Origin of the sequence: Sphingorhabdus pulchriflava (assembly GCF_003367235.1) — a bacterium.
GTDB lineage: Bacteria > Pseudomonadota > Alphaproteobacteria > Sphingomonadales > Sphingomonadaceae > Sphingorhabdus_B > Sphingorhabdus_B pulchriflava.
Genome location: NZ_QRGP01000001.1, coordinates 1,335,434 through 1,360,759, shown reverse-complemented (window position 1 = coordinate 1,360,759; position 25,326 = coordinate 1,335,434). Strand labels below are relative to the sequence as shown.

The following is a 25,326-nucleotide window of genomic DNA, read 5'->3' as shown; positions in this document are numbered from 1 at the left end:
TAGTCGCCTATCGGCTCAGGTTGAGCTTGGCAATTGCGCTGTGCTTGCAAAGCTAAAGTTGCGCTTCGCACGGTGTTCCATGTCGCTCATCGAATTCCCGCTGGAACTCAATGGCAAACGGGTGCAGCATCGCTGCATCAAATCTATTCGGGGAGTTACAGCATGAGATTGAAACAGGCGGCTTTGGCCGTGTCGTTGGCCGCATTGGCCATCACAGGTGGTTGCAAGAAGGTCGATAGCGACAACGCCGTCGTCGCCGCCAATGATGGCAGCGAATGGGGCAGCTTTGTTGAGACTTTCCTTGAGGGCTATTTCAAGGTCAACCCGACCTTTGCGGTATATCAGGGTAAGCACGAATTTGACGGCCAACTTCCCGACTGGTCACCCGAGGGCATCAAGGCAGCTATCGACTATCGCAAGAAAGCTATTGCCGACGCGAAGGCCATCGACGCCTCGAAACTGAGCGACGCGCAAAAATTCGAACGCGACTATCTGGTGCACGCGATGGAAGGCGAACTCTTCTTCCTCGAAGATGCCGATATGCTGCACAAAAATCCATCAGCCTATGTCGGCGTGCTCGACCCCAATGTTTATATTGCGCGGCCTTACGCCGATGCCGAAACGCGGATGAAGGCGTTTATCACCTATGCCAATAATGTTCCAAAGGCGGCGGAGCAAATCAAGGCAAACCTGAAGCTACCAATGCCCGCCACTTATGTGAAGATCGGCACTGCCGGCTTTGGCGGCTTTGCCGATTATTATACCGGCGATGCCAAAAAGGCCTTTACCGAGGTGAAGGACGCCGAGCTGCAAAAGCAGTTTGACGAGGCGGCGACCAAGGCGGCAGCGGCGATGAAGGATCTGGCAGGCTATATCGGGTCGCAACCCGGCACCGATGGCGGCTATGCGCTGGGTGCAGACAAGTTCGCCAAGATGGTGCTGAAAACCGAAGGCGTAAATGTCTCGCTCGACGAGCTGGAGGCGATCGGCCGGGCTGACCTGAAGGCCAATCAGAATGCGCTGGCCAAGGCTTGCGGCATCTATGCACCGGGGGCGCCGATGCAGGATTGCATGACCAAGATGGGCATGAATAAGGCCGCCGATGGCCCGGTTGCGGAGGCGCGTCGCCAGTTGCCGCCGCTCAAGAAGTTCCTGATCGACAAGGATATCGTTTCGATCCCTGGTACTGAAGAGGCCAAGGTTGAAGAATCGCCGCCCTATAACCGGCAGAACAGCGCCTATATCGACATCCCAGGGCCCTATGAAAAAGGCCTGCCGTCGGTCTATTATATCTCACCGCCCGATCCGACCTGGGACAAGGCGACGCAGGATGGCTTCGTCCCCGGCAAATATGACTTGCTCGGCACATCTGTGCACGAAGTATGGCCGGGCCACTTCCTCAACTTCCTCCATTCGAACCGTTCCAAATCGATCTTCGGGAAGCTGTTTGTCGGCTATGCCTTTGCCGAAGGTTGGGCGCATTATACCGAGGAAATGATGATGGATGCGGGGCTGGGCGATACGACTGCTTCGCCGGAGGAAGCGGCGGAAATGAAAATCGGCCAGCTATCGAACGCACTGCTGCGCAACTGCCGCTACCTATCCGCCATTGGCCTGCACGCACGCGGGATGACGGTTGCGCAGTCGGAGCAGCTGTTCAAAACCGAATGCTATCAGGATGCCGGCAACAGTAAGCAGCAGGCGGCGCGGGGCACTTATGATCCGGCCTATCTGAACTACACGATGGGCAAGCTGATGATCCGTAAACTGCGTGACGATTGGACCAAGGGTGATCGCAAGAAGTGGAAGGCGTTCCACGACGAATTTCTCTCTTATGGTGGCCCGCCGATCCCGATGGTGCGCGCGGCGATGATGAAAGAAAAGGAAGCCAAGGCGGTATTTTGAAGCAATTAATCCTCTCCCCTTCAGAGGAGAGGTATGTAGCCTTGGCGCTGAAAGCGTTTAGGCGAAGTGGAGAGGGGGAAGGCTGGGTGTGATCTAGCCGTCGAACCCCTCTCTGCTGCGACTAGGCAGCAAGCTGCCAAGTCTCGTTATCTCTCCCCTGAAGGGGAGAGACATTGTTCACTCCTTCACCGGTTCGTCCGCCAGTGGCGTATTCTTGCCCCACCAGCGGCGCAGGCCAGCACCCAGAGGACTCCGCAATAGCCACACGACTAGTGCGCCGAGCAGCACCCAGGGCAGCCCGCCACCGATCAGCAACAGCAGGAAACTCGCCATCGTCACAAAGCTGGCGATCGCGGTTTCCCATGCTCCGGCAAAAGGATTGCCGCTGCCAAAGCCGGGGATACCTTCGCCGCCGGAATAGACGAACTCCATCGGCGTGGTCGCAAGCTGCTCTTCGCCGCTGCGCCGCGTGTCGCGTTCGCCATCCAGCTGTTCGCGCAAACGCCGCGCTTGTTCCTGTAATTCGGTGCGCTCACGGTCGCCCATCCCGCCCGCCTTCAGCCGCGCTTCGATGCGGGTGAGTTCGGCCTGAAGATCTGAACTGCGGCGTTGGGATGCCGAAATACCGCTGCCGACATCGACGCCCTGAATCTGGCTGTCGACCAATATCCCCTTGGCTTTTTCGACCGAGGCGATGGCATCTTTGCCGAATTTGCGCGCGATTGACGGGTCGAGCTTGAAGGCGAGCGAGGCGTTCACCTCATCCTCGTCGATCAATGAATAGCGCATGCCGGTGATGCGGCAGCGCGACAGGCCCAGCGTTTCGCACGCCGCGGCATGCTCCTCTTGCACCGCGGCGATCTTTGCATCGGGCACGCGGAAGGCATAGCGATAGTTGAACGCCACCCCCGGTGCTGCGCTGACGCGGACATTTGGGCCAGCGGCAGCATCGGCGGTCATCGGCTCGGACGCCATTTCGGCCATGGGCGCTTCTTCGCGGACATCCATGGTAGACATGGCTTCGCGCGATTTGGTTTCTTCCGCACCCTGACAGCCGGCGAGGATCAGTGTGGTGGCAATTAACGGGGTAGCGAGGACGAACACATGGCGTTTCATGATTTCTCTCCCAAGACAGCGGCAACGCACCGCTGACTAGATGAGATGTTATTACATTGCTGATTGCAAGCCTTTGTCGGCACCGTCTTGTTCGAGGCTGCGCTCATGCGACGGATGAACCTGCTGAAGTCCGCAGAAACTCTAGCAATTCAGTTGAGAAAAACATTTTCGACATTTCCGGCCAAGCCTGTCGTTGCCTGAGGGGGACTTAACATAAGCTGCAACGCAACCCCGCGACTCGATGATGCGCCATCCATCGCCAGCTATTGCGGCACCATCTCGCCTTGGTTCCACGCAATCCAGTTTTCGAATTCGTCGAAACGCAGGGGATTGACGAATTTGACCCCGGCCTGGTCATCGCGGTTCCAGACCATCGAAACCTTTCGCCGCGAAAGTCCCTCAATAACCAGCATATAGCTTTCACCGGGCTTCAGCTGCTTGATTTTGCCAAGCCGCACGCCGTTGGTTGATATGTCGATGGCCTCGCATTCGATGGTTTGTTGTTCGGTGATCAGTTTGGCCGGCACCTTGCAGCCATAGCGCGGCAAGCGCGGCTTGATCCGCGCGATCGAGATACCGGACTTTTTCAGCACCGCATCGACATCGGCAGGTTCGGTGAACTCAATGCCCGCAAAAGTGCCGTTCTGCCATCGCACTTTCCCCGCGAGCGAGAGGTTGGAGCGGAATTCGATCCGCAGCCGGTCTTCGGTTGTCAATTTCGCCAGCGTTTCAATATTTGCGCCGCCCGACGAAATATTGTGCACGCGGCACGGCAGTTCGCGCCCGGCAACGATAATCTTTGCGGTCAGCCTAACCGACAGCTGCCGTTCCTCATCGCGCCTGTCCGCCATTGGCGAATGTACGACATCGTCGCACTCCGCCGCGAAGGCATTTTTGAACGCTGAACCGCTGTCAAATTCCATATTGCGACCGAACTCCAACCGACACATGTGTCACATTCTGCGGTAACGGTGTTCTTGTTGTAAAATTCATCACTCATCATGGCTAACCGTAAAGCGGTGTAACAGCGCCGCATCGGGGTGCTTTCCGTTGTAAATTGACCACTTGAATGCTTAACAGGCGATAAGGCAGGCAATCTGCATCGGAGAAACGGATATGCCAAGCGACGCCGAACTGATGGAAGCCAGCCTGATTGCGGTTGCCGATGCGGGCGTGGAATTGCGCCATCCATTGTTTGCGCGCTGGTTTGCCGCATGGCCTGAAAGGCGCGCAACCTTCATCAATGTCGACGCGTCCTCGCGCCGGATGACCGACGAAACGCTGGAGATGATGCTGGGCCTCGCCAAGGGAGAGGAGCTGTGGGTCGGCCCGCTGGTCGACGAACTCGCCTTCACCCACCGCAGTTATGGCCGGTTGCCTTGGGCGGAATATGAAAGCTGGATCGACCTGACCATCGACTGCATCGGTGATACGGCAGGCACAGCTTGGAGCGCGGAGGCCAACGCCGCTTGGCGACGGCAGGGCGAGCGTTTGAAGGTGTTGATCATTGCCGCGCGCGAAGACTGGGACCGGGCGATGCCGGGGCATATTTTGGGGGAATTGCCGGAGGTGTTAAGTTAATCACCCCACCGTAACAAAACTATCCATCACTCGCTTCCGTCCGGCCTGCTCGAACTCAATCTCCAGCTTGTTGCCTTCGATATCCTCGATCAGGCCGTAGCCGAATTTCTCATGAAACACGCGCATGCCAATGGCGAGGTCGGTGCGACCCTGTGCGCCCAATCCCACCGCAGGTTTGCTCGCCTCTTGCACGCGGGAGGGCACCGGGTTGAAGCCGCCGCTGGTTGCGGCGCGTTGCCAGCCGGGGCCGCGGGCGCCGGCGCGGGTGGCGTTGGCGGCGGCGAGGTGGGCGAAGGGATCGGCGCGTTCGCTCCAGTTGGCGCGCCAAAGCGAGGCACCGCCCGTCATCGTCTGCTCATTCTCGACATGCTCTGCGGGCAGTTCGTCGATGAAGCGGCTGGGGATGCTGCTGGTCCACTGCCCGTAAATGCGGCGGTTCGCGGCATGGGTGATGGTGCATTTTTCGCGCGCGCGGGTGATCGCGACATAAGCGAGGCGGCGTTCTTCCTCGACGCTGGCGAGGCCGCCTTCGTCCATCGCGCGCTGGCTGGGGAAGACGCCATCCTCCCAACCGGCGCAAAAGACATGGTTGAATTCCAACCCCTTGGCGGCGTGGATGGTCATGATGGTGACGGCTTCGTCTTGTGCATTGGCGTCATTATCCATGACGAGGCTGACATGCTCAAGAAAATCGCCCAGCGATTCATATTCCTCCATCGCGCGGACGAGTTCCTTGAGGTTATCGAGCCGCCCCGATGCCTCGACACTGCGTTCGGCCTGCAGCATCGCGGTATAGCCGCTGTCTTCGAGCACCAATTCGGTCAGCGCCGAGGGGGGAAGGGTGGTCGCGCTATCCCTCCAACGCGCGATGTCGATCACAAGGTCGGAGAGCGATTTGCGCGCCTTGCCGGTCAGTTCGTCGGTGCCGATGATACGTGCGGCGGCGACGCTTAAGGGTGCGCGTTCGGCGCGGGCAACGCGGTGGATTTTTTCGACCGCTTTGTCGCCAATCCCGCGTTTCGGCGTGTTGACGATGCGTTCAAAGGCGAGGTCGTCGGCAGGCTGGTTGATGACGCGCAGATAGGCGATGGCATCGCGGATTTCGGCGCGCTCGTAGAAACGGAAGCCGCCGATAATCTTGTAGTTGAGGCCGATCTGGATGAAGCGGTCTTCAAATTCGCGCGTCTGGAACTGTGCGCGGACGAGGATCGCGATATCGTTCAACGAGACCTTTTTATATTGCAGCTCCTCTATCTCGTCGCCGATGCGCCGCGCTTCCTCCGGCCCGTCCCACACGCCAAGGATGCGCACCTTTTCGCCGCTGTCGAGATCGGTCCACAATGTCTTGCCCAGCCGCCCGCTATTGGCCGCGATCAACCCCGATGCGGCGGCGAGGATGTGCGGGGTGGAGCGGTAATTCTGCTCAAGCCGGACGATCTTTGCGCCAGGAAAATCCTTTTCAAAGCGCAGGATATTGGCGACCTCTGCGCCGCGCCAGCTGTAGATCGACTGGTCGTCATCGCCGACACAGGCGATATTCTTGCGCTTTTGCGCGAGCAGCCGCAGCCAGAGATATTGGACGGCGTTGGTATCCTGATATTCGTCGACGAGGATATATTTGAACTTCTCCTGATACTCCTCAAGCACATCGCGGTGGTTCTTGAGCAATGTCAGATTGTGCAGCAGCAAGTCGCCAAAGTCGCAGGCGTTGAGCTCGCGCAGGCGCGCCTGATAGACGGTGTACATCGCCTGGCCCTTGCCGTCCGCGTAAAGCGCGCTTTCGCCCGCATCGAGGTCTGTCGGGGTCAGGCCTTTATTCTTCCACTTGTCGATGAGGCCAGCGAGGCTGCGCGCGGGCCAGCGTTTTTCGTCAAGATTGGCAGCCTCGATCAATTGCTTCAGCAGGCGCAGCTGGTCGTCGGTGTCAATAATCGTGAAATTACTCTTGAGGCCGAGCAGCTCGGCATGCCGCCGCAGCATCTTCGCGCCGATCGAGTGGAAGGTGCCAAGCCAGGGCATGCCTTCCACAGCATCGCCGATCATCCGGCCCATCCGTTCCTTCATCTCGCGCGCGGCCTTGTTGGTGAAAGTAACGGCGAGGATTTCGGAGGGCCATGCCAGCCGCTCGGCAATGATATGCGCAAGACGTGCGGTGAGGGCAGCGGTCTTGCCAGTGCCAGCGCCTGCCAGAACCAGAACCGGGCCCTCAGTGGTCAGCACAGCCTCGCGCTGCGGCGGGTTCAGGCCTTCGAGCCAGGGATATTGTGGGGCAGGCAGGTTATGAGTCACGCGCGAACGATTAGGGAACATGGGCGGCAGGGGCAATGCACTTTTCCGCTTTCCTTTGAGCGCGGGCGATGCCAGCAAGGGCTGCATGACACAGGGGACAATGCAGGGCGCATCGCACAAGCGCATTCTCGGCGCGGCAATGGCGGGGACGGCGGTCGAATTTTACGACTTCTATATTTTCGCGACTGCGGCGTCGCTGGTGTTCGGGCCGCTATTCTTCCCGACCTCCAGCCCCGAGGCGCAGCTGCTGCAAAGCTGGCTGACCTTTGCGCTGGCCTTTATCGCAAGGCCGGTGGGGGCGCTGGTGTTCGGCCATTATGGCGACCGCATCGGGCGCAAGGCGACGCTCGTCTGGTCGCTGATGATCATGGGGGTTTCGACCTTCCTGATTGCATTCCTGCCAAGCTATGCCGTTGCTGGTTGGATCGCACCGCTGCTGCTGTGCATTCTGCGCTTTGGGCAGGGCTTTGGATTGGGTGGCGAATGGGGCGGGGCCGCCTTGCTTGCGGTCGAGAATGCGCCCGAGGGGAAGAAGGCGCGCTATGGTATGTTCCCGCAACTCGGCGCGCCGGTGGGGTTCATTCTGTCTAACGGGTTGTTCCTGATTTTGGGGCTGTTCCTCAGCGATGCCGATTTCCGTGAGTGGGGCTGGCGGATTCCCTTCCTGTTGAGTGCTGCGCTGGTCGGGATTGGCCTGTGGGTAAGGCTCAAGCTGACCGAGACCCCCGCCTTCGCCGCTGCTTTGGAAGAAGCACCGCCGCCTAAGGTGCCGGTCGCCGAGGTGGTGCGCACGCATCCGTTGCAGCTCTTCGGTGGCACCTTTGCGGCCATTGCCTGCTTTGCGATCTTCTACCTCTCGACCGCCTTTGCGCTGGGCTATGGCACTACCAAGCTGGGCATTGCGCGGGAGGATTTTCTCGGCGTGCAACTGGTCGCGATCCTGTTCATGGCCGCAGGGATCATCGTTTCCGGCTATTGGGCAGACCGGACACGGCCTGCCTTTGTGCTCGGCGTCGGATGTGCCGCGATGTTCGTTGCGAGCTTCACCACCGCGCCATGGCTGGGCAGCGGTGATCTGTTCCTGACCGGTGTGTATCTGTCGCTGCTGCTCTTTGTGATGGGGCTGGTGTACGGCCCGCTCGGTGCCTGGCTGCCCGGGCTGTTTCCGGCGCGGGTTCGTTATACGGGCGCTTCGATCTGCTTCAACGCGGCGGGAATCCTGGGCGGGGCGCTGGCGCCCAATATCGCGCTCAAGCTGTCTGAACGCGGCCTCGAATATGTCGGCTATTATCTTGCGGCGATTGCGGTGCTCAGCCTGTTCGGCCTGCTACTTCTGAAATCGCGCGACGAGGCGGCCGTCTAGTATAGCCAACCCGATAGCGATCAGGCCCGCCCCGGCAATCTGCCCGCCCGACAGGCTCTCGCCGAGGAAGGCGATGCCGAGGATGACGGCTAGGATCGGCATGAGGAACGCCACCAACTGCGCATTCGACGCGCCCGAACGGTCGATCAGGCGGAAGTAAAGCGTATAGGCCAGCGCGGTCGAGAAGATCGCCAGCGTCACGCCCGCCAGTGTCGAATCGACACGCGGTACGGCCATTGTCCAGGGCTGGTCCATCACCGCGACAATCGGCACCATCATCAGCGCTGCCATCATCGTTTGCCCCGTCGCGACAGCCATCGGCGTCAGTTCGGTCTGCGACAGACGACGGCCATAAATGGCGGCAAAGCTGTAGAAGATAGTCGAGATTATGCAGGCAATCTGTGCGAGCAGGTTGTTCGAAAGCCCCTTCATCGCTTCCGGACCGACCATCACCACGATCCCCGCCATACCTATCAACACGCCGATTATCCGGGCCGGGGTCGCCTTTTCATCGATGGTCAGGAAATGGGCCGTGATCACGCCCCACAACGGCGTTGTGGCATTCAGGATCGAGGCATAGCCGCTGTCGAGATATTGTTGCCCCCAGAAGAACAGGATGAACGGCAGGGCGCAATTGAGTGCGCCGACGATCGCTAGCAGGCCCCAAATGCGCGGTTCGGTCGGCAGGCATTCGCCCATCAATCGCATCGCAATCCACATCGGGGGTACGGCGAGGACTAGGCGCATGAAGACGAGGGTGATCGGCGGATAGCTGCGCAGCCCGATTTCGATCAGGAAAAAGGCCCCGCCCCACAGGATGGAGAGGATGCCGATGAAAAGCCAGCCGGTGCCGTCAAGCTTGGGGCTTTGCGTCATTCAGAACCGCTTTCAGGCCGCAGCAGGGTAAGCCGTGCTTTGCCGATGTCGCGTGTGGTGTCGATCTCGAAGCCTTTGACGACCGTATCTTCGCGGTTGCCGGTCTCGATGCTGACCAACGCGCCCGATGCTACCCAGCCAAGCCGAGACATTTTGTCCAACGCTACAGCACCCGCTCCTGTGCCATAAGGCGGGTCCATGAGGATCAGGTCATATGCTTTCGGTGCTGGCCCCAGTGATAGTACCGATGAACGACGGATCTCGGTCAGGTCGCGCGCACCCAATTTGGAGATGTTGCTTTCCAAAGCATCGAGTGCGGCTTTGTCCTGTTCGACAAAAACGCAATGCGCAGCACCGCGTGACAGCGCCTCCAGCCCCAACGCGCCCGAACCTGAAAACAGGTCGAGTACCTGCAGGCCTTCGAACGAACCGAGGCGGCTGGTGAGCATCGAGAAGAGCGTCTCGCGGGTGCGGTCCGCGGTCGGGCGCGTGGTATCGCCTTTGGGCGCGATCAGCGGACGCGAGCGCCAGGTGCCGGAAATAATCCTCATGCTTTCAATGTATTCCTGAATTCGATCAAATCCACCCGACGCACTTCGCCGACGTCGCCCGGGGCCATATCACCCAAGACGAACGGGCCATAGCGCGTGCGGATCAGGCGGCTTACCTCCAGCCCGAAATGTTCGAGAACACGGCGAACTTCGCGGTTCTTGCCCTCGGTCAGCGTCATTTCCAGCCAGCCATTGCGCCCGGTGCGACGTTCGAGATTGGCATCGATCTTGCCGTAGCGGACGCCGTCGATTTCTATGCCGTGGATCAATTCCTCGAGCTGTGACTGGCTGATGTCGCCGAAACAGCGCGCCCGATAAGTGCGCTCGACGCCTGTCGACGGCATTTCCATCTGGCGCTTGAACTCGCCATCATTGGTGAGGAGCAACAGCCCTTCAGTGTTCAAATCGAGCCGGCCGATTGGCATCAGCCGCGGCAGATCCTTGGGCAGGATATCGTAGATCGTCTTGCGCCCGCTGAAATCACGCTCGGCGGTCAGGCAGCCTTCGGGCTTGTGGAATAGATAGAGCTGCGTCGGCGCGGGCTGGCCCACAGCCTTGCCATCAACCGCGACACCATGCAGCGATTTGAGCAAAGTTGCCGGGGTTTCCACCGCGACACCGTTGAGCGTGATCCGCTTGTCAGCGATCATCCGCTCGATTTCGCGACGCGAAGCAACACCTGCGCGGGCGAGCAGCTTGGCGATACGTTCTTCGCCATCGGCCCTCTCCAGTGCGCCTTTGCTTGGTGCGGCATCAGGGCGCGGCTTGCGCGCGGGTTTCGAGTCCCAGCGCAGCTTGGGTGGCTTTGCAGGGCGCGCGGGGGGCTTGCCCGAAGCAGGGCCTTTGGCAGGCGGGCGTTTGGAGGGAGGTTGAGCCATGCGCGCGCCATGCCCGACTTGTCTGCAAAAGTCACGTGGCTGTTAAAGACATTGGCGGTTCAGGAAAATCCGATTAGACACGCGTCAGTAATACAAAACCGTAGCCCTGAGCTTGTCGAAGGGCGCCCATCGGCGGCAGCGCAAACCTTGCGACGTGCTTCGACAGGCTCAGCACTGCGGTGAAAAATAAGCACCCGGGAGGTCGCATGTCGGTTGATTTAATCCGCTTTATCATTTTTGCGGCAGTCATTGGCGGGGTCATTATCGCCGCGCTGACGATTAAATCGTTCCGGCCCTATCTTCGCAAAGCGCCGCTAGTCGCCTTCCTGCTTGGCATTTCGAGCGGTTTCCCGTTCACCCTTTTGGTCGCGACGATGACATTCTGGTTGGCGAAAGTCGGGATCGACACAGCGACCATCGGCTTTGCGGTTGCGCTGACTTTGCCATATACACTCAAATTCCTGTGGGCGCCCTTAGTCGACAAAACTCCATTGCCCATCCTGACCAAGATGTTTGGTCAGCGCAGGGCATGGCTGTTTTTTGTCCAGACATTCCTCTTTTTCGCCATCTGGCAATTGGGTGCCAGTAATCCGCAGCCTGGCAGTTTGGGGATTTTTGCCTTCTGGGCGTTTGTTGTCGCCTTTCTGTCTGCGACGCAGGACATTGTTATCGACGCCTATCGTATCGAAATTCTTGATGAGGAAGAGTTTGCCCACGGAACCGCCACCAACCAGTTTGGCTATCGGACGGGAAATCTGATTGCCGGGGCAGGAACCATCTATTTTGCTTCGGCTGAGGGACTAGGCTTGGGCTGGGCCACGGCCTATGGCCTGACCGCTTTTTGCATCATTCCTGCCATTATCGGGGCATTCATCATTGGTCCGGGCAAATTTGTCGATCGCTATGCCGAGGCTGCGGGGATGTCTGCCGGTCAATGGCTCAAGGAAACCGTCGTCAATCCCTTCCGCGAGTTCATGTCGCGCCACGGCGCGTTCCTGATCCTTGGTTTTGTGCTGGTGTATAAAGTGGGCGATGCGATGGGGCAGGCGATGCTTGGTCCGATGATCGTTGATGTCGGGTTTTCGGATACCGACTATATCACGGCCAACAAATTTTGGGGCTATGGCGCGCTGATCGTTGGTTCGGCTTTGGGTGCGCCATTCATCCTTTGGTTAGGTATGGGGCGAGCGCTTCTCATATCCGGTCTGTTGATGATGTTCTCGAACGTCATGTTCATGATCCTCGCCGCTACTGGTAACAATTACTGGATGATGGTCGCAGCGATCTGCACCGAAAATATCACAAGCGGCATCGGGCTGACAGTGTTCACTACCTATCTCTCCGGTCTCTCAAGCATCGCCTATACCGCGACACAGTTTGCGTTGCTGTCTTCCTTTGCCGGGGTTGGGCGCACCTTCATGGCGGGGCCTGCTGGCATTATCGCCGATAAGGTGGGTTGGGTCGGTTTCTGGGGCTTTACCGTGGTTGCAGCCATTCCCGGCATGATCCTGCTGTGGGTGTTGTGGAGCAAAGGCTATGTCGTCCAGAATATCCGGCAGACAGAAGGCGTTGATGAAAAGGTGCTGAAGGAACCTGTCGGTGCGTTGCGGATAACGGGGTTCCTGCTGGTCGTTGTCGGGCTTGTCGGCTTGCTATTGTCGCAACCGCTGGAGTTGGCGAACAATATTACCGCCATTTTTGCGGCGGTTCTGGTCGCGGGCGGATTGCTCGCATGGAAAGGCAAGGCAGCGACGGTGGCTTAGGAAGGCACTTCGTCGTTCAAACGCAGGACCTCTCCGGCCAGGTAAAGCGAGCCGCAGATTAGTGCTGACACCGGTTTATTTGCTTGCGCCAGTTGGTGCAGCGAATCCGAAACCGATAAAGACGGCACTGCGTCCTTTATTCCAAATTCTTCCACAACACAGGAGCAAAGTTCCTGGGGGTCATAATGCTCATGCCCAGGGATTGGCACTGCCTGAAAGGTTTCGATTTTGTCGGCGAAAGGACGGAGGAAGCCAATGGCGTCCTTATTTTTGAGTAGCCCGCATACCACGTCTAGCTTAGCCAATCCTTCAAGTGCTTTGGCGAGGGCATCGCCGGCATCAGGATTGTGCCCGCCATCGAGCCAGACCTCGCTCCCGACCGGCAGTACGTCGACCAATGGCCCCGGCGACAGGCGCTGCATGCGCGCAGGCCAGCGCGTCCATTCCATAGCGGCAGTGAGGGCGCTTTCCGGAATGCCAAACGCGTGTTGATGGCGCAGCATTGCAATGGCAAGCGCGGCATTGTCGGCCTGATGAGGCCCAACCATAAGCGGCAAAGGGACCGAAAATTTTCCTGCCTTATCCCTGTAGTGCAGTCTGCCCTCATAAACGGTGGCATCCCAGCCTTCGCCCCGATCTCGCAAGGCCGCGCCCGCATGCATCACCTGTTTCGCAATGGCAGCCAACATCGATGGCGCATATTTCTGACAAACCAGAGGCACATCCGCTTTTGCAATGCCTGATTTTTCGAAAGCAATCCGTTCAAGGGGTGGCATTTCGGGGACGCCCTCCTCCGGTGCAAGCAAAAAGCCTTCATGGTCTATGCCGAGCGAGGCTATGCCGCACACCGCGGGTTTCTGGATGATATTGGTGGCGTCGAGACGCCCGCCCAGACCAACTTCGATGACGCAGGCGTCGGCAGGGGTGCGTGAAAAAGCAAGGAAAGCAGCAGCGGTGGTCACCTCAAAGAAGCTCGCCTGCAATCCTTCTGCACGGTCGAGCACCTCCGATAGCAGCGCGGCCAGCACCTCATCCTCAATCAATTTGCCCGCAACCCTTATGCGTTCGTTGAAGCGCACAAGATGCGGGCTCGAATAGACGTGGCATTTGAGGCCCGCTGCTTCGATTGCGCCGCGCAGAAAGGCGCACGTCGAACCCTTGCCATTGGTGCCTGCAACATGGAACACCGGCGGCAGAAGGTCTTGCGGATTGCCCAGCCGTTCGCACAAAGCGGTAATGCGCTCCAGCCCCAGCGTATCGCGCCCCGGCGACAGTGCGGTCAGTCGGTCAAGCTGCGCCTGGACGGCGGGGGAATCGGACTTTGCATGGTCGGCCAAGGTGGAGAACTAGGCCGCCTTTTTGCTGGCGGTCAGATAATCGACCAGCCGCGCCAGCGTAGCTTTCAGTTCGTGGCGGTGGGTCACCATGTCGACCATGCCATGCTCAAGCAGATATTCGGCGCGCTGAAAGCCTTCGGGCAGTTTTTCGCGGATCGTCTGTTCGATCACGCGCTGTCCGGCAAAACCGATAAGCGCGCCGGGTTCGGCGATCTGGATATCACCCAGCATCGCATAGCTGGCGGTGACGCCACCGGTGGTCGGGTCGGTCAACACGACGATATAGGGCAGGCCTGCCTCACGTAGCATTTGGATCGCAACCGTTGTGCGGGGCATTTGCATCAGGCTGAGAATGCCCTCTTGCATGCGCGCGCCGCCGGCGGCGGTGAAGATGATATAGGGGCATTTGGCGTCGAGCGCTTCCTGTGCCGCAGCGATGAAGGCTTCGCCGACGGCCATGCCCATCGATCCGCCCATGAAGGCAAAATCCTGCACGCTGACGACGGCGGCATGGCCATCGATTGTGCCGCGTGCGCTGACCATCGCGTCTTGCTCACCAGTGGCGGCGCGGGCGGCCTTGATGCGGTCAGGATATTTCTTGCTGTCCTTGAACTTCAGCGGGTCTTCGGCGACGCGCGGCATAGGCAGCACGGTGAAGCTGTCGGCATCGAAAATCGCGGCAAAGCGTTCTGCAGGGCCGATGCGACCGTGGAAATCGCATTTTGGGCAGACCGACTGGTTTTCCTCATATTCCTTGAGGAAGATCATCGTGTTGCAGCCCTTGCACTTGTGCCAAAGCGTTTCCGCCGTCTCGCGCTTTGCGATGAAGGGGATGGCGTTGCGGACGCGGGTGACCCAGTTCATTGTTTTCAACCTACCCTTGAAATTTCACCGTAGCCCTGAGCCTGTCGAAGGGCGCTTTTCAGGTTAGCCTAAACCTTGAAGCGTGCTTCGACAGGCTCAGCACTACGGTTTTGTAATTAGCTGCGCGCAGAATTGATAGCCGCTTTCAACGAAACCACATAATCGCGCACCGGGCCAGCGGCATCGCGGCCATGCTCGGCAACCAATTCGACAATCGCCGAGCCGACCACGACGCCGTCGGCCACCTTGGCAATCGCCGCAGCCTGCTCGGGTGTGCGCACGCCAAAGCCGACAGCGACGGGGATAGTGGTGGCTGCTTTCAACCGTGAGACAGCATCCTCGATGCTGGCTTGCGCGGCCTGTTGCAGGCCGGTGATTCCGGCGACCGAGACATAATAGAGAAAACCGCTCGAGCCATCGAGTACCGTGGGCAGCCGAGCGGCATCGGTAGTCGGCGTGGCGAGGCGGATCAGGTCGACGCCGGCAGCGCGCAAAGCAGGGCCGAGTTCGGCATCTTCCTCTGGCGGAATGTCGACGCAGATCACGCCGTCGACGCCAGCTTTCACGCATTCGGCGGCGAACCATTCGGGCCCGCGGATCGTCATCGGATTGGCATAGCCCATCAGCACCAGCGGAACATTGGGGTACCGCGCGCGGAAGGCGGTGGCGATGGCGAAGATATCCGCCGTGGTCGTGCCGGCTTCCAGACTGCGGATATTCGCTTTCTGGATCGCGGGGCCATCGGCCATCGGATCGGTGAAGGGCATGCCCAGCTCGATCACGTCGGCCCCGCCCGCGACCAGCGCATCAAGATTGGCGGCGGTATCGCCATCGCCCGCGGTGATGAAGGTGACGAGCGCGGCGCGGTCGGCGTGGAAGGCGGAGGAGAGACGGGTCATCGCGACGTCTTTCGCTGTCTTACAAATGCCCCAGTCAGAGCGGCTACAGCCAGAACTAGCCAGGGCAGCCATTCACCCGACAGCGGAAATTCCGGCGGTCGTCCGGTCAAAACGCTTTTTACAAAAGCATATGAGATCACGACCGTGCAGAATAATCCCATGAACCGAAAGAATTCATCGAAAATATGTTTGATCACATTTTCTCTCCCAACGCCTCGGCGACGGTGAAGATATCCTTATCCCCACGTCCGCACAAATTGGCGAGGATGATCTGGTCGCGGTCCATCTTCGCCGCTTCACGCGCGACTGCGGCAATCGCGTGCGAAGGCTCAAGCGCCGGAATAATCCCTTCGGTGCGGCAGAGCAGTTGGAAGCCTTCGAGCGCCTCGGTGTCGGTCACGCTGTCGTAACGCACGCGACCGATTTCTTTCAACCAGCTATGCTCTGGCCCGATACCGGGATAGTCGAGGCCTGCTGAAATCGAATGCGCCTCCGCGATCTGGCCGTCTTCATCCTGCAGCAAATAGGTCTTGTTGCCGTGGAGGATGCCGGGGCGTCCGCCTGCAAGGCTCGCAGCATGTTCCTTGTTCAGCCCATGCCCCGCTGCCTCAATGCCCAGCATGGCGACATCCGCATCATCCAGAAACGGATGGAACAGACCGATGGCGTTCGATCCGCCGCCAATCGCCGCTACCAGCAGATCGGGCAGGCGACCGGTGCGGCTCAGCATCTGCGCGCGCGCTTCCTTGCCGATCACGCTCTGGAAATCGCGGACCAGTTCGGGATAGGGGTGCGGGCCTGCGGCGGTGCCGATGATGTAGAAAGTGTCGTGCACATTGGCGACCCAGTCGCGCAGTGCCTCGTTCATCGCGTCTTTCAGCGTGTTTGCGCCGCTGGTGACAGGCACGACTTCCGCGCCGAGCAACTTCATCCGGAATACATTAGGCTGTTGCCGCTCGACATCCTTGGCACCCATATAGATCACACAAGGCAGGCCGAAACGCGCGCAGACAGTGGCGGTGGCCACGCCGTGCTGGCCAGCGCCGGTCTCGGCAATGATCCGCGTCTTGCCCATGCGGATCGCGAGCAGGATCTGGCCAATGCAATTGTTGATCTTGTGCGCGCCGGTGTGGTTCAGCTCATCACGCTTGAACCAGACTTGCGCGCCTTTTCCGGCAGGCGCGTCTTTACGCAGTTCCTCGGTCAGCCGTTCGGCGTAATAAAGCGGGGAAGGGCGGCCCACATAATGTTCGAGCAGATCGTCGAACTGCGCGGCGAATGCCGGGTCCTGCTTTGCCGCGCGATATTCGCGTTCGAGATCGAGCACGAGCGGCATCAGCGTTTCGGCGACATAGCGGCCGCCAAACTGCCCAAAATGCCCGCGCTCGTCGGGCTGGTTACGGAAGGAATTTACAGTCGCGTTCATAAGTCTCGAATGCCGTTCAAATTTCACCGTAGTGCTGAGCCTGTCGAAGCACGCCTCACCGCATGGCGCAAGGCCGATAGGCGCCCTTCGACGGACGCAGTCGCCAGACGACTGCTGCTCAGGGCTACGGTATCAATGGTTAGCCTGAAAGTCGCGGACCGCTTGGCAGAAGGCCGCAATCTTGTCCACATCCTTGACGCCGGGAGCGCTCTCTACACCCGAAGAAACATCGACCAGCGGCGCATGGGTGGCCCGCAGCGCTTCGGCGACATTATCCGGTGTCAGACCGCCAGCCAGGCCCCAGGGCGTGCGATGCTCGAAATGGTTGAGCAAAGACCAGTCAACGCGTGTGCCGGTTCCGCCCGGCAGAGCCTGTGCCGGGGCATCGAACAAAATCCGGTCGACCACCCCCGCAAAACGATCCGCATTGACCAGCGTCTGCCGGTCTTTCAGACCGACCGCCTTCCAGATTTCGGCCTCGCTATATTGGCGGACGAGCGCCAGCCATTCGGGGGTTTCGGTGCCGTGAAACTGCACGACATCGGGCCGCACCCTCTGGAGCGCCTTGTCGGTCAATTCGGGGTCGGCGTTTACCAGCAGCAGCACGACCTTCAGGCTAGGCGGCGTGCGCATGCGCAAGGCCGCCGCCAGTTCAAGGCTGACATGGCGCGGGCTTTTTTCGAAATGAACGAGGCCGATATGTGTTGCGCCAGCCTCAGCCGCAGCATCAATGGCAGCTTCATTCGAAAGGCCGCAGATTTTGATTTGGGTTTGCATAACTGTCGCGCTTTACAGCGTCCCCACAATCGCGCGTGCAGCCGCGTCGGGGTCTTCCGCCTTGGTAATAGGCCGTCCGATCACCAAAATACTTGCCCCATCATCGCGCGCCTGGCGCGGGGTGACGATGCGTTTCTGGTCGGCGGTGCTGGCACCAGCAGGGCGCAAACCGGGAACGACGAAAAAGCCGTCTTTCCAGGCTTTGCGCGCGGATTTCACTTCATGACCGGAACAGACGATGCCGTCGAGCCCGGCTTCCTGCGCCAGTGCGGCTAGACGGGCTACCTGTGCATCGGGTGCATCGGCAACGCCGACACGGCTCAGATCATGATCGTCGAGGCTCGTGAGTACGGTCACGCCGACCACCTTTGTATGGATTCCCGCTGCCGCTTTGGCGTCTTCCATCATCGCGCGGCCGCCGCTGGCGTGGATCGTGACGATGGCGGGCTCGAGCGTGTTGATCGCCTGCATCGCCTTGGCGACGGTATTGGGAATGTCGTGCAGTTTGAGGTCGAGAAAGATGGGAAGGCCAAGTTTCTGAACTTCATGCACGCCATGATGGCCATTAGCGCAGAAAAATTCGAGGCCCAGCTTCACCCCCCCGACATGCGCCTTGACCTTGCGGACAAGATTAAGCGCGTCGTCGAGCAGGGGCGTGTCAATCGCAACATAGACCGGGTTGCTCATATTCTTGTCTCCGGTGTCGCACTGGTGGGCGTGAAATTGGCGGCCATGGTCTTGGCGCCGCTTTCCAACGTCGCGATCCGGCGGTTGAGACGGTAGTGCATGGCGCGATGCCAGATCCACAGTGGCAGGAAACCCAGCAGGAAGCTCGCGCCCATGACAGCGGGCAATTTGCTGTCGAGCCACAGGCCGTTCCACAATTTCATCGAAACCGGCTGCCAGTTGTTGATAGCAAAAACGGTAAAGCCGACGAGGAAAATGACCCAGAAAAGGGTTTTCAGGAACGACATTCGCGGCTTCTCCTTTGTCTGTTTGCGCGCAGCTTAAGGGAAGGAGAGCAAGGTTTCCAGCCCTCTTGGCTTTTGCCCCGAACTACCCAAAAACCCGCGCGAAAATCGTATCGACATGCTTCAGGTGATAGCCGAGGTCGAATTTCTCTTCGATTTCCTGTGGGCTGAGCGCCTTGGTCACGTCCGGGTCGGCCTTCAGCAGTTCGAGCAGCGACAATTGCCCGTCCGATTCCCACACCTTCATCGCGTTACGCTGCACCAGCAGATAGCTGTCTTCGCGGCTAACACCCGCCTGCGTCAGCGCAAGCAATACGCGCTGTGAATGGACGAGGCCGCCCATCTTGTCCAAATTCTTCTGCATCCGCTCCGGATAGACGAGCAGCTTGTCGATCACGCCGGTGAGGCGACCGAGCGCGAAGTCCAGCGTAATCGTGGCATCGGGGCCAATATAGCGTTCGACCGAACTGTGGCTGATGTCGCGCTCATGCCAAAGTGCGACATTTTCCATCGCTGGGATGGAATAACTGCGCACCATGCGGGCGAGGCCGGTCAGGTTTTCGGTCAGCACCGGGTTGCGCTTGTGCGGCATCGCCGACGAACCCTTTTGGCCGGGCGAGAAATACTCCTCCGCCTCCAGCACTTCGGTGCGCTGCAAGTGACGGATTTCGACAGCGAGGCGTTCGACAGACGAGGCGATGACGCCCAAAGTGGCAAAGAACATCGCATGGCGATCACGCGGGATAACCTGCGTCGAAACCGGCTCGACCGACAGGCCAAGCTTTGCCGCAACATGCTCTTCAACGCGCGGGTCGATATTGGCGAAGGTGCCGACCGCGCCGGAAATCGCGCAGGTTGCGACATCCTTGCGCGCAGCGATCAGGCGCTCCTTGCAGCGCGAAAATTCGGCATAGGCCTCGGCCATTTTGAGACCAAAGGTAACGGGTTCGGCATGGATGCCGTGGCTGCGGCCGATGCAGGGCGTCATCTTGTGCTCGAATGCGCGGCGCTTGATGGCTTCCAGCAGCGCATCAAGATCGGCGAGCAGCAGGTCTGACGCGCGCGCCATCTGCACAGCGAGGCAGGTGTCGAGTACGTCGCTCGAAGTCATACCCTGGTGCATGAAGCGAGCTTCGTCGCCGACTTGCTCTGCCACCCAGGTCAGGAAGGCGATAACGTCATGCTTGGTGACGGCTTCGATGGCGTCGATAGCGGCCACATCGATCGACGGGTTGGTTGCCCACCATTTCCACAGCGCTTCTGCTGCCGATTTTGGAACTACGCCAAATTCTGCAAGCGCTTCTGTCGCGTGCGCCTCTATCTCGAACCAGATTTTGAAACGGTTTTCGGGTTCCCAGATGGCAACCATGTCGGGACGGGCGTAACGGGGGACCATGTGCGGGCTTTCTGCTGAGAGGCGTGGAGTCGCCCGCGCCGTTAGCAGGCGGGGCGCACAGCGTCAAAAGCGCAACGAAAAAGGGCGGCGCAATCGCACCGCCCTTTCGTCATTTTGTCAGCGCAATTTAGAACTCGTACGAAACGCGACCATAAAGGAAGCGGCCGCTGAAGCCGAAGGGCGATTGCGAGCTATAGGGCAGGAACGAATTGTTCAGGCCATAATTCACCCCGTCGACCGTGCCAAAGGGCAGGCGATCAGGGTATACGTCGAACAAATTGTTCGCACCAATCGCGAGCGACAGCTTTTCCATCGGCTTTACGCGCAGTTCAAGGTCGGTGACCCATTTGGGCGACAGGAAGATGTCACCCGGGACGTCACCCGGTGCCAGCGCGATATTGTTGTTGTTCGCGGCGGTCGAGAAGCTGCTCGGAAGGAAGACTTCGCCATAGCGGTTGGTACGCAGCGTCAGTCCGAACATGTCATAATCCCAATCGAGGCTGAAATTCAGCTTGTTCTTGGGTTGGCCGTCGGTCAGGCGATAGCTTTCCTGACGTGCAAACAGGCGCTGCGCGGTGAAGCCAGAAAAGACGCGGCGGTCGGTAATCTCGGTATTGTTCAGATTATAGCCCGCGCTCAGACGGACCGTACCCATTCCGAAATCGGGGACGCGGTAGCTGGCGACAACGTCCAGACCTTCGGTTTTGGTGTCGATGCCGTTGATGAAGAAACGGGCTGACGAGACACCAGTGATGCCTGCGGCCGTCAACTGGCTAACCACATCGGCACCCTGCAGGTTCTCTGTCAGCGTGATACGGTCCTCAATCTTGATGTTGTAATAGTCGACCGTCAGGTTCAGCCCATCAAGCATCGTAAAGGTGAAGCCACCGCCGAAGTTTACGGATTTTTCCGGCTTGAGCGGTTCGGCACCCAAGGCAATGGCCACGGGTGATGAAACCGGGAAAGTGCCAACTTCAATCAAGGTACCGCCGACATTGTTGGTCGATGTCGTTGCAAAGGATTGCTGTGCGAGGCTGGGTGCACGGAAGCCGGTCGAGATAGAACCGCGGAAGGCGAGGCCATCGATAGGTTCGAAGCGTGCGGCGGCCTTGCCGTTCACGGTGCTGCCAAAGTCGCTATAATGTTCATAACGACCGGCAAGCTGCAATGTGAAGCTGGAGCTCAGGTCGGCGTCGAGTTCGACATAGCCGGCATAGCTGTCACGCGATTCATCGGTGGCATTGCTCGGACGGAAACCCGGGAACACCTGAGAGCCACCTGCCGCGTTGAATGGTGCTACCGAGAACGGGCCGTTGATATAGCTCTGCAATTCGCCCGCGACGATCTTGTAATTCTCGTCGCGATACTCGCCACCGAATGCGAGCGAGATACTATCGCCGATGCCCAGATCAAGGTCACGACGCATGTCGAGATTGACTGTCGTCTGGCCAGCGCGCATTCCGCCCGCGTTAAAGCGACGGGCGCTGTCGGTGCCACCGAGCGAGGTGTTGACGCTGTTCTCGACCTTATAGTTTAACAGGTTCGAGCCATAGACGACCGACAGGTCATAATCCCAAGAACCCAGCGCGCCACGGAGACCTGCCGCTGCCGAAATGTCGACGATTTCACTCGCAATGAGAGGCAGGAAGCCATCTGCATAAATGGGAACGAATGTCGTTGTCGACGCTGCCCAGTCGCGGTTGCGGACGTCAGACGAGCGGCGATAGAAGCCCGCGCCATTGCCGTCACGCACGCCGTAGCTGCCGAATGTATAGAATTCGATATTGTCCGACAGATCATAGCCTGCGTTCAGGAAGAAGTTCAGATCCTTCGAAACGCCATCGCCATAACGGTGTGCATAACGGTTGAACGTTGCTTCGCGCGGATCGCCTGCGTTGAAATAGTTGCGGCGGATATCCGGACCTGAACGGTTGGTCGGCGAGCGGTCCTTATATTCGGCGGTGAAGTTCAGATAACCGCTATCGCCAACCGGAAGGCCAAAGTTAGACGCAAAGGTATAGGTATCACCGTCGCGGCGTTTGCGATCCTGCCCGGTATAGGTAATCACCGGATTGTCCGATGCACCAGTCGTCAATGCGACGGTGTCAACCTGGCCGACATCTTCCATCGTGGTGATGTACTTGCCATAGGTTGCCTGTGCGCGGCCGCCCACACCTTTTTTCAGCTGGACGTTGATAACGCCCGCAATCGCGTCAGACCCATAAAGCGAGGCAGCGCCATCGCGCAGCACTTCGATGCGCTCGATCGCAAGCGGCGGGATGGTGTTCATATCAACAGCCGTCGAACCACGGCCGACCGAACCGTTTAGGTTGATCAAAGACGACTGGTGACGACGCTTGCCGTTGACGAGTACGAGCACCTGGTCAGGTGCAAGGCCGCGCAGCGTCGCAGGACGCAGCGAGTCCGTACCGTCGGTCAGCGAAGGTTGCGGGAAGTTGAACGAGGGAACCAGTTGGTTGAGCAAGCGGTTGGTTTCGGTCGAGCCGCTGTTCACCAGATCGGCGGCGGAAAGGACGTCGACCGGGACAGGGCTGTCGGCGACGGTGCGGTCGGTGCGGCGTGTGCCGGTAACGATGATGGCAGGCTGGTCTGCTGCATCTTCAGCCTGCGCTTCGTCTTGCGCATAAGCGGGTGTGGCTGCCGCAACCATCATGGCTGCAAATGAGGCGGAGATTGCAAGGAGCGATCCGGTGCTGGATTTTTTCATTTTTGGTCCTTTGCCCTGTTCAAAAGAATTTGGTGCTCGGAATGCTGCCACTTATGCAAAGACTTGGCCAGCAAAGGCGCAATTTCTGTTCATTTTTTGACATTCCTGTGTCATTATTGCAACGCAGCATAATGCAGCTTGAGACGCAGATTTCTGTGGATTGAAGCATTCCCCGCTTTGCGCTGACTCGCTTGCTCGCTATCGGAGCGGGAATGGCTGATACCACCGATACAGACTTGCCCGCCGAAGATCCGTTCGACCAGATCGTCAACGCCCCGTTCGATGCGGCGATTTCCGAGCGCTATTTGATCTACGCGATGTCAACGATCACCGCGCGGTCGTTGCCAGACTTGCGCGACGGGTTGAAGCCGGTCCATCGCCGCCTGCTTTGGGCAATGCGCCAGTTGAAGCTTGACCCCGCAAGCGGTTACAAAAAGTGCGCGCGTGTGGTCGGCGATGTCATCGGTAAATATCACCCGCATGGCGACCAGTCGGTATATGACGCGATGGTGCGCCTCGCGCAGACCTTTTCGCTCCGCTATCCGCTGGTCGATGGGCAGGGCAATTTCGGCAATATCGACGGCGATAACGCTGCCGCCTATCGCTATACCGAAGCCAGACTGACCAAGACCGCAATCGAGCTGATGCAGGGGCTCGACGAAAATGCGACCGACTTCAAACCGACCTATAATGGCGAGGATGAAGAGCCGGAGGTTATGCCCGGCCTGTTCCCCAATCTGCTCGCCAATGGCGCAAGCGGGATTGCGGTGGGCATGGCGACGAGCATTCCTTCGCACAATGCCGCGGAAATTATCGACGCAGCGATGCTGTTGATCGACGAGCCCAAGGCGACGCATGAGCAATTGATGCAGATCGTCCAGGGACCCGACTTTGCAACTGGCGGCGTTTTGGTCGATAGCCGGGAAACAATCAGCACGGCCTATGAAACGGGTCGCGGCGCACTTCGCGTCCGCGCACGCTTCCACGCCGCCGACGCCAAAGATGCGGCGGATCGCGATGCTGGAATTGAACGCCTTTCGGGCGGCACATGGCAGTTGGTCATCACCGAAATTCCGTATCAGGTGCAAAAGGGCAAGCTGATCGAGCAGATCGCCCAGTTAATTGCCGACAAGAAGCTACCCATCCTCGACGATGTCCGCGATGAATCGGATGCGGACATCCGCATCGTGCTGGTGCCCAAGAGCCGCAATGTTGATCCCGAAGATCTGAAGAATGCGCTGTTCCGTCTGACCGATCTCGAAACGCGCTTCGGCCTCAACATGAATGTGCTTGATGCCAATCGCGTGCCCAAGGTGATGGGGCTGGGCGAGGTGCTGCGCGAATGGCTGTCGCACCAGATCGAGGTGCTCGTTCGCCGGTCGCAGCACCGGCTGGAAAAGATTGATGCGCGGCTGGAATTGCTTGAAGGCTATATCATTGCCTATCTCAACCTCGACCGGATCATTGAGATCATCCGGACCGAGGATGAACCCAAGCCGGTGATGATGGCCGAGTTCCAGCTGACCGACAGGCAGGCCGAGGCTATTCTCAACATGCGGCTGCGGTCTTTGCGCAAACTTGAGGAAATGGAGTTGCGCCGCGAGCGTGATGAACTCCATGCCGAGCGTGAGGAACTGGTCAAGCTGATCGAAAGCCCGGCGCGTCAGCGAACGCGGCTGAAGAAGGATTTGACGAAGCTGCGCCTCGGTTATGCCGAGGATACTGAACTGGGCCGCCGGCGTACATCGCTGATCGAAGCGGCCCCGGCGCGTGAAATCTCGCTTGAGGCCTTTGTCGAGCGTGAACCCGTGACGATCATTTTGTCCAAGCGCGGCTGGATCAAGGCGATGAAGGGCCATGCCGACCTATCGGCCAAGGCAGACTACAAGTTCAAAGAAGGCGATGCGCTGGCGCAGGTCTTCCATGCCCAGACCACCGACAAGATTCTTGTCGCGACGGCCAATGGCCGTTTCTACACGATTGGCGCAGACAAACTGCCCGGTGCGCGCGGCTTTGGTGAGCCGCTGGGCACCATGATTGATATCGAGGCGGGGAATGATGTCCTAACATTGCTGCCAGTTACACCCGGTGGCCGGATGCTGCTCGCCGCATCGACGGGCAAAGGCTTTGTATGCAAGATGGAAGACGTCGTTGCCGAAACGCGAAAGGGCAGGGGCGTCGTGACGCTGAAGCCCGGCGCGCGACTGCAGGTTGTTCGCCTCGCTCCGGCTGAGTCTGCGGATGAAGCTGTTGCCAAAGATCAATATGTCGCCGTGGTCGGGGAAAACCGGAAACTGGTGATCTTCCCGATGAACGAGATTCCCGAAATGGCGAAGGGGCAGGGCGTCACCCTGCAGCGCTATAAGGATGGCGGACTTTCCGATGCGATATGCTTCAACCTGAGCGAAGGTTTGAGTTGGACGATGGGGGGTGACAGCGGGCGGACACGAACCGAGACTGACCTGACCCAATGGCGCGTTGCGCGCGGTGCGGCAGGAAGGCTTCCACCACAGGGATTTCCAAGGAACAACCGCTTTGATTAACGGCTGCAAGCGCGCAAATTAACCTTTTGTTCTATATCTCGCGTGAAACAAATATTTACATGT

20 protein-coding genes are annotated in these 25,326 nt (G+C 59.1%); 5 read left to right on the top strand and 15 right to left on the bottom strand.

Annotated elements, in window-relative coordinates; translation table 11 throughout:
* Positions 1–162 precede the first annotated feature (162 nt).
* On the top strand, positions 163–1,905 hold the full coding sequence (locus DXH95_RS06775) for a DUF885 domain-containing protein (RefSeq protein ID WP_115548626.1): 1,743 nt from the start codon (positions 163–165) through the stop codon (positions 1,903–1,905).
* Positions 1,906–2,082: 177 nt separating this feature from the next.
* Here DXH95_RS06775 and DXH95_RS06770 read toward each other — a convergent pair whose 3' ends face one another.
* Together DXH95_RS06770 and DXH95_RS06765 are read right to left on the bottom strand one after the other, a co-directional pair.
* On the bottom strand, positions 2,083–3,021 hold the full coding sequence (locus tag DXH95_RS06770; RefSeq protein ID WP_115548625.1) for a DUF4349 domain-containing protein: 939 nt from the start codon (positions 3,019–3,021) through the stop codon (positions 2,083–2,085).
* A 263-nt stretch (positions 3,022–3,284) separates the two neighbouring features.
* Complete coding sequence (locus DXH95_RS06765) at positions 3,285–3,944, bottom strand: PilZ domain-containing protein (protein WP_181883588.1); 660 nt, start codon at positions 3,942–3,944, stop codon at positions 3,285–3,287.
* 193 nt (positions 3,945–4,137) lie between these two features.
* Between DXH95_RS06765 and DXH95_RS06760 the strand changes: the two genes are divergently transcribed.
* Positions 4,138–4,602 carry a hypothetical protein gene (locus tag DXH95_RS06760; RefSeq protein WP_115548623.1) on the top strand — a complete coding sequence of 155 codons (465 nt, stop codon included), beginning with the start codon at positions 4,138–4,140 and terminating at the stop codon, positions 4,600–4,602.
* Here DXH95_RS06760 and DXH95_RS06755 read toward each other — a convergent pair whose 3' ends face one another.
* Entirely contained in the window at positions 4,603–6,912 is a 2,310-nt protein-coding gene (locus DXH95_RS06755) for an ATP-dependent helicase (protein WP_115548622.1), read from the bottom strand.
* Between the two features lie 64 nt (positions 6,913–6,976).
* On the opposite strand from DXH95_RS06755, the gene DXH95_RS06750 reads away from it, so the two are divergent.
* On the top strand, positions 6,977–8,254 hold the full coding sequence (locus tag DXH95_RS06750) for an MFS transporter (protein ID WP_115549439.1): 1,278 nt from the start codon (positions 6,977–6,979) through the stop codon (positions 8,252–8,254).
* Here the strand turns inward: DXH95_RS06750 and DXH95_RS06745 are convergent.
* From DXH95_RS06745 to DXH95_RS06735, 3 genes are read right to left on the bottom strand one after another with little or no spacing between them, the layout of a single operon-like run.
* Positions 8,219–9,130 (bottom strand): DMT family transporter, encoded by a 912-nt coding sequence (locus DXH95_RS06745; protein WP_115548621.1) that lies wholly within the window; start codon positions 9,128–9,130, stop codon positions 8,219–8,221. The two genes, DXH95_RS06750 and DXH95_RS06745, sit on opposite strands and share 36 nt — an antisense overlap.
* Positions 9,127–9,681: a 16S rRNA (guanine(966)-N(2))-methyltransferase RsmD gene (gene rsmD, locus DXH95_RS06740; protein WP_115548620.1), complete on the bottom strand. Its 555-nt coding sequence runs from the start codon at positions 9,679–9,681 to the stop codon at positions 9,127–9,129. The genes DXH95_RS06745 and rsmD overlap by 4 nt, the downstream gene beginning before the upstream one ends.
* Positions 9,678–10,559, bottom strand: coding sequence for a pseudouridine synthase (locus DXH95_RS06735; RefSeq protein WP_115548619.1), 882 nt, complete (start codon positions 10,557–10,559; stop codon positions 9,678–9,680). The genes rsmD and DXH95_RS06735 overlap by 4 nt, the downstream gene beginning before the upstream one ends.
* 206 nt (positions 10,560–10,765) lie before the next feature.
* Here DXH95_RS06735 and DXH95_RS06730 point away from each other — a divergent pair, with 206 nt between their 5' ends.
* Positions 10,766–12,322: an AmpG family muropeptide MFS transporter gene (locus DXH95_RS06730; RefSeq protein WP_115548618.1), complete on the top strand. Its 1,557-nt coding sequence runs from the start codon at positions 10,766–10,768 to the stop codon at positions 12,320–12,322.
* On the opposite strand, the gene DXH95_RS06725 is transcribed toward DXH95_RS06730, so the two are convergent.
* The 9 genes from DXH95_RS06725 to DXH95_RS06680 all read right to left on the bottom strand — a co-directional run bounded on the left by DXH95_RS06725 (position 12,319) and on the right by DXH95_RS06680 (position 22,720).
* Complete coding sequence (locus DXH95_RS06725; protein ID WP_115548617.1) at positions 12,319–13,659, bottom strand: bifunctional folylpolyglutamate synthase/dihydrofolate synthase; 1,341 nt, start codon at positions 13,657–13,659, stop codon at positions 12,319–12,321. The two genes, DXH95_RS06730 and DXH95_RS06725, sit on opposite strands and share 4 nt — an antisense overlap.
* Before the next feature lie 9 nt (positions 13,660–13,668).
* Positions 13,669–14,523, bottom strand: coding sequence for an acetyl-CoA carboxylase, carboxyltransferase subunit beta (gene accD / locus DXH95_RS06720; protein ID WP_115548616.1), 855 nt, complete (start codon positions 14,521–14,523; stop codon positions 13,669–13,671).
* 116 nt (positions 14,524–14,639) lie between these two features.
* The gene (trpA, locus tag DXH95_RS06715; RefSeq protein ID WP_115548615.1) at positions 14,640–15,422 is read right to left on the bottom strand and encodes a tryptophan synthase subunit alpha; all 783 of its coding nucleotides are present in this window, start codon (positions 15,420–15,422) and stop codon (positions 14,640–14,642) included.
* Positions 15,423–15,615: 193 nt separating this feature from the next.
* Positions 15,616–16,848 carry a tryptophan synthase subunit beta gene (trpB, locus tag DXH95_RS06705; RefSeq protein ID WP_115548613.1) on the bottom strand — a complete coding sequence of 411 codons (1,233 nt, stop codon included), beginning with the start codon at positions 16,846–16,848 and terminating at the stop codon, positions 15,616–15,618.
* 132 nt (positions 16,849–16,980) lie between these two features.
* Complete coding sequence (locus DXH95_RS06700; protein ID WP_115548612.1) at positions 16,981–17,625, bottom strand: phosphoribosylanthranilate isomerase; 645 nt, start codon at positions 17,623–17,625, stop codon at positions 16,981–16,983.
* A gap of 12 nt (positions 17,626–17,637) precedes the next feature.
* Positions 17,638–18,312: an orotidine-5'-phosphate decarboxylase gene (pyrF, locus tag DXH95_RS06695; RefSeq protein WP_115548611.1), complete on the bottom strand. Its 675-nt coding sequence runs from the start codon at positions 18,310–18,312 to the stop codon at positions 17,638–17,640.
* Positions 18,309–18,599 (bottom strand): DUF1049 domain-containing protein, encoded by a 291-nt coding sequence (locus tag DXH95_RS06690; protein ID WP_115548610.1) that lies wholly within the window; start codon positions 18,597–18,599, stop codon positions 18,309–18,311. The genes pyrF and DXH95_RS06690 overlap by 4 nt, the downstream gene beginning before the upstream one ends.
* An 82-nt stretch (positions 18,600–18,681) precedes the next feature.
* Positions 18,682–19,992: an adenylosuccinate lyase gene (gene purB / locus DXH95_RS06685; protein WP_115548609.1), complete on the bottom strand. Its 1,311-nt coding sequence runs from the start codon at positions 19,990–19,992 to the stop codon at positions 18,682–18,684.
* A 127-nt stretch (positions 19,993–20,119) separates the two neighbouring features.
* Entirely contained in the window at positions 20,120–22,720 is a 2,601-nt protein-coding gene (locus DXH95_RS06680) for a TonB-dependent receptor plug domain-containing protein (RefSeq protein WP_115548608.1), read from the bottom strand.
* Positions 22,721–22,932: 212 nt separating this feature from the next.
* Here DXH95_RS06680 and parC point away from each other — a divergent pair, with 212 nt between their 5' ends.
* The gene (gene parC / locus DXH95_RS06675; RefSeq protein WP_115548607.1) at positions 22,933–25,263 is read left to right on the top strand and encodes a DNA topoisomerase IV subunit A; all 2,331 of its coding nucleotides are present in this window, start codon (positions 22,933–22,935) and stop codon (positions 25,261–25,263) included.
* The last annotated feature ends 63 nt before the right edge of the window (positions 25,264–25,326 follow it).

Bases quoted from the DNA above. Each gene is read 5' to 3' on its own strand.
- DXH95_RS06770 (WP_115548625.1), bottom strand. From the start codon at position 3,021: ATGAAACGCCATGTGTTCGTCCTCGCTACCCCGTTAATTGCCACCACA.
- trpB (WP_115548613.1), bottom strand. From the start codon at position 16,848: ATGAACGCGACTGTAAATTCCTTCCGTAACCAGCCCGACGAGCGCGGG.
- DXH95_RS06775 (WP_115548626.1), top strand. From the start codon at position 163: ATGAGATTGAAACAGGCGGCTTTGGCCGTGTCGTTGGCCGCATTGGCC.
- pyrF (WP_115548611.1), bottom strand. From the start codon at position 18,312: ATGAGCAACCCGGTCTATGTTGCGATTGACACGCCCCTGCTCGACGAC.
- DXH95_RS06735 (WP_115548619.1), bottom strand. From the start codon at position 10,559: ATGGCTCAACCTCCCTCCAAACGCCCGCCTGCCAAAGGCCCTGCTTCG.
- purB (WP_115548609.1), bottom strand. From the start codon at position 19,992: ATGGTCCCCCGTTACGCCCGTCCCGACATGGTTGCCATCTGGGAACCC.
- rsmD (WP_115548620.1), bottom strand. From the start codon at position 9,681: ATGAGGATTATTTCCGGCACCTGGCGCTCGCGTCCGCTGATCGCGCCC.
- DXH95_RS06755 (WP_115548622.1), bottom strand. From the start codon at position 6,912: ATGTTCCCTAATCGTTCGCGCGTGACTCATAACCTGCCTGCCCCACAA.
- parC (WP_115548607.1), top strand. From the start codon at position 22,933: ATGGCTGATACCACCGATACAGACTTGCCCGCCGAAGATCCGTTCGAC.
- DXH95_RS06700 (WP_115548612.1), bottom strand. From the start codon at position 17,625: ATGCAAACCCAAATCAAAATCTGCGGCCTTTCGAATGAAGCTGCCATT.
- DXH95_RS06690 (WP_115548610.1), bottom strand. From the start codon at position 18,599: ATGTCGTTCCTGAAAACCCTTTTCTGGGTCATTTTCCTCGTCGGCTTT.
- DXH95_RS06730 (WP_115548618.1), top strand. From the start codon at position 10,766: ATGTCGGTTGATTTAATCCGCTTTATCATTTTTGCGGCAGTCATTGGC.
- DXH95_RS06750 (WP_115549439.1), top strand. From the start codon at position 6,977: ATGACACAGGGGACAATGCAGGGCGCATCGCACAAGCGCATTCTCGGC.
- trpA (WP_115548615.1), bottom strand. From the start codon at position 15,422: ATGACCCGTCTCTCCTCCGCCTTCCACGCCGACCGCGCCGCGCTCGTC.
- DXH95_RS06680 (WP_115548608.1), bottom strand. From the start codon at position 22,720: ATGAAAAAATCCAGCACCGGATCGCTCCTTGCAATCTCCGCCTCATTT.
- DXH95_RS06745 (WP_115548621.1), bottom strand. From the start codon at position 9,130: ATGACGCAAAGCCCCAAGCTTGACGGCACCGGCTGGCTTTTCATCGGC.
- accD (WP_115548616.1), bottom strand. From the start codon at position 14,523: ATGAACTGGGTCACCCGCGTCCGCAACGCCATCCCCTTCATCGCAAAG.
- DXH95_RS06765 (WP_181883588.1), bottom strand. From the start codon at position 3,944: ATGGAATTTGACAGCGGTTCAGCGTTCAAAAATGCCTTCGCGGCGGAG.
- DXH95_RS06760 (WP_115548623.1), top strand. From the start codon at position 4,138: ATGCCAAGCGACGCCGAACTGATGGAAGCCAGCCTGATTGCGGTTGCC.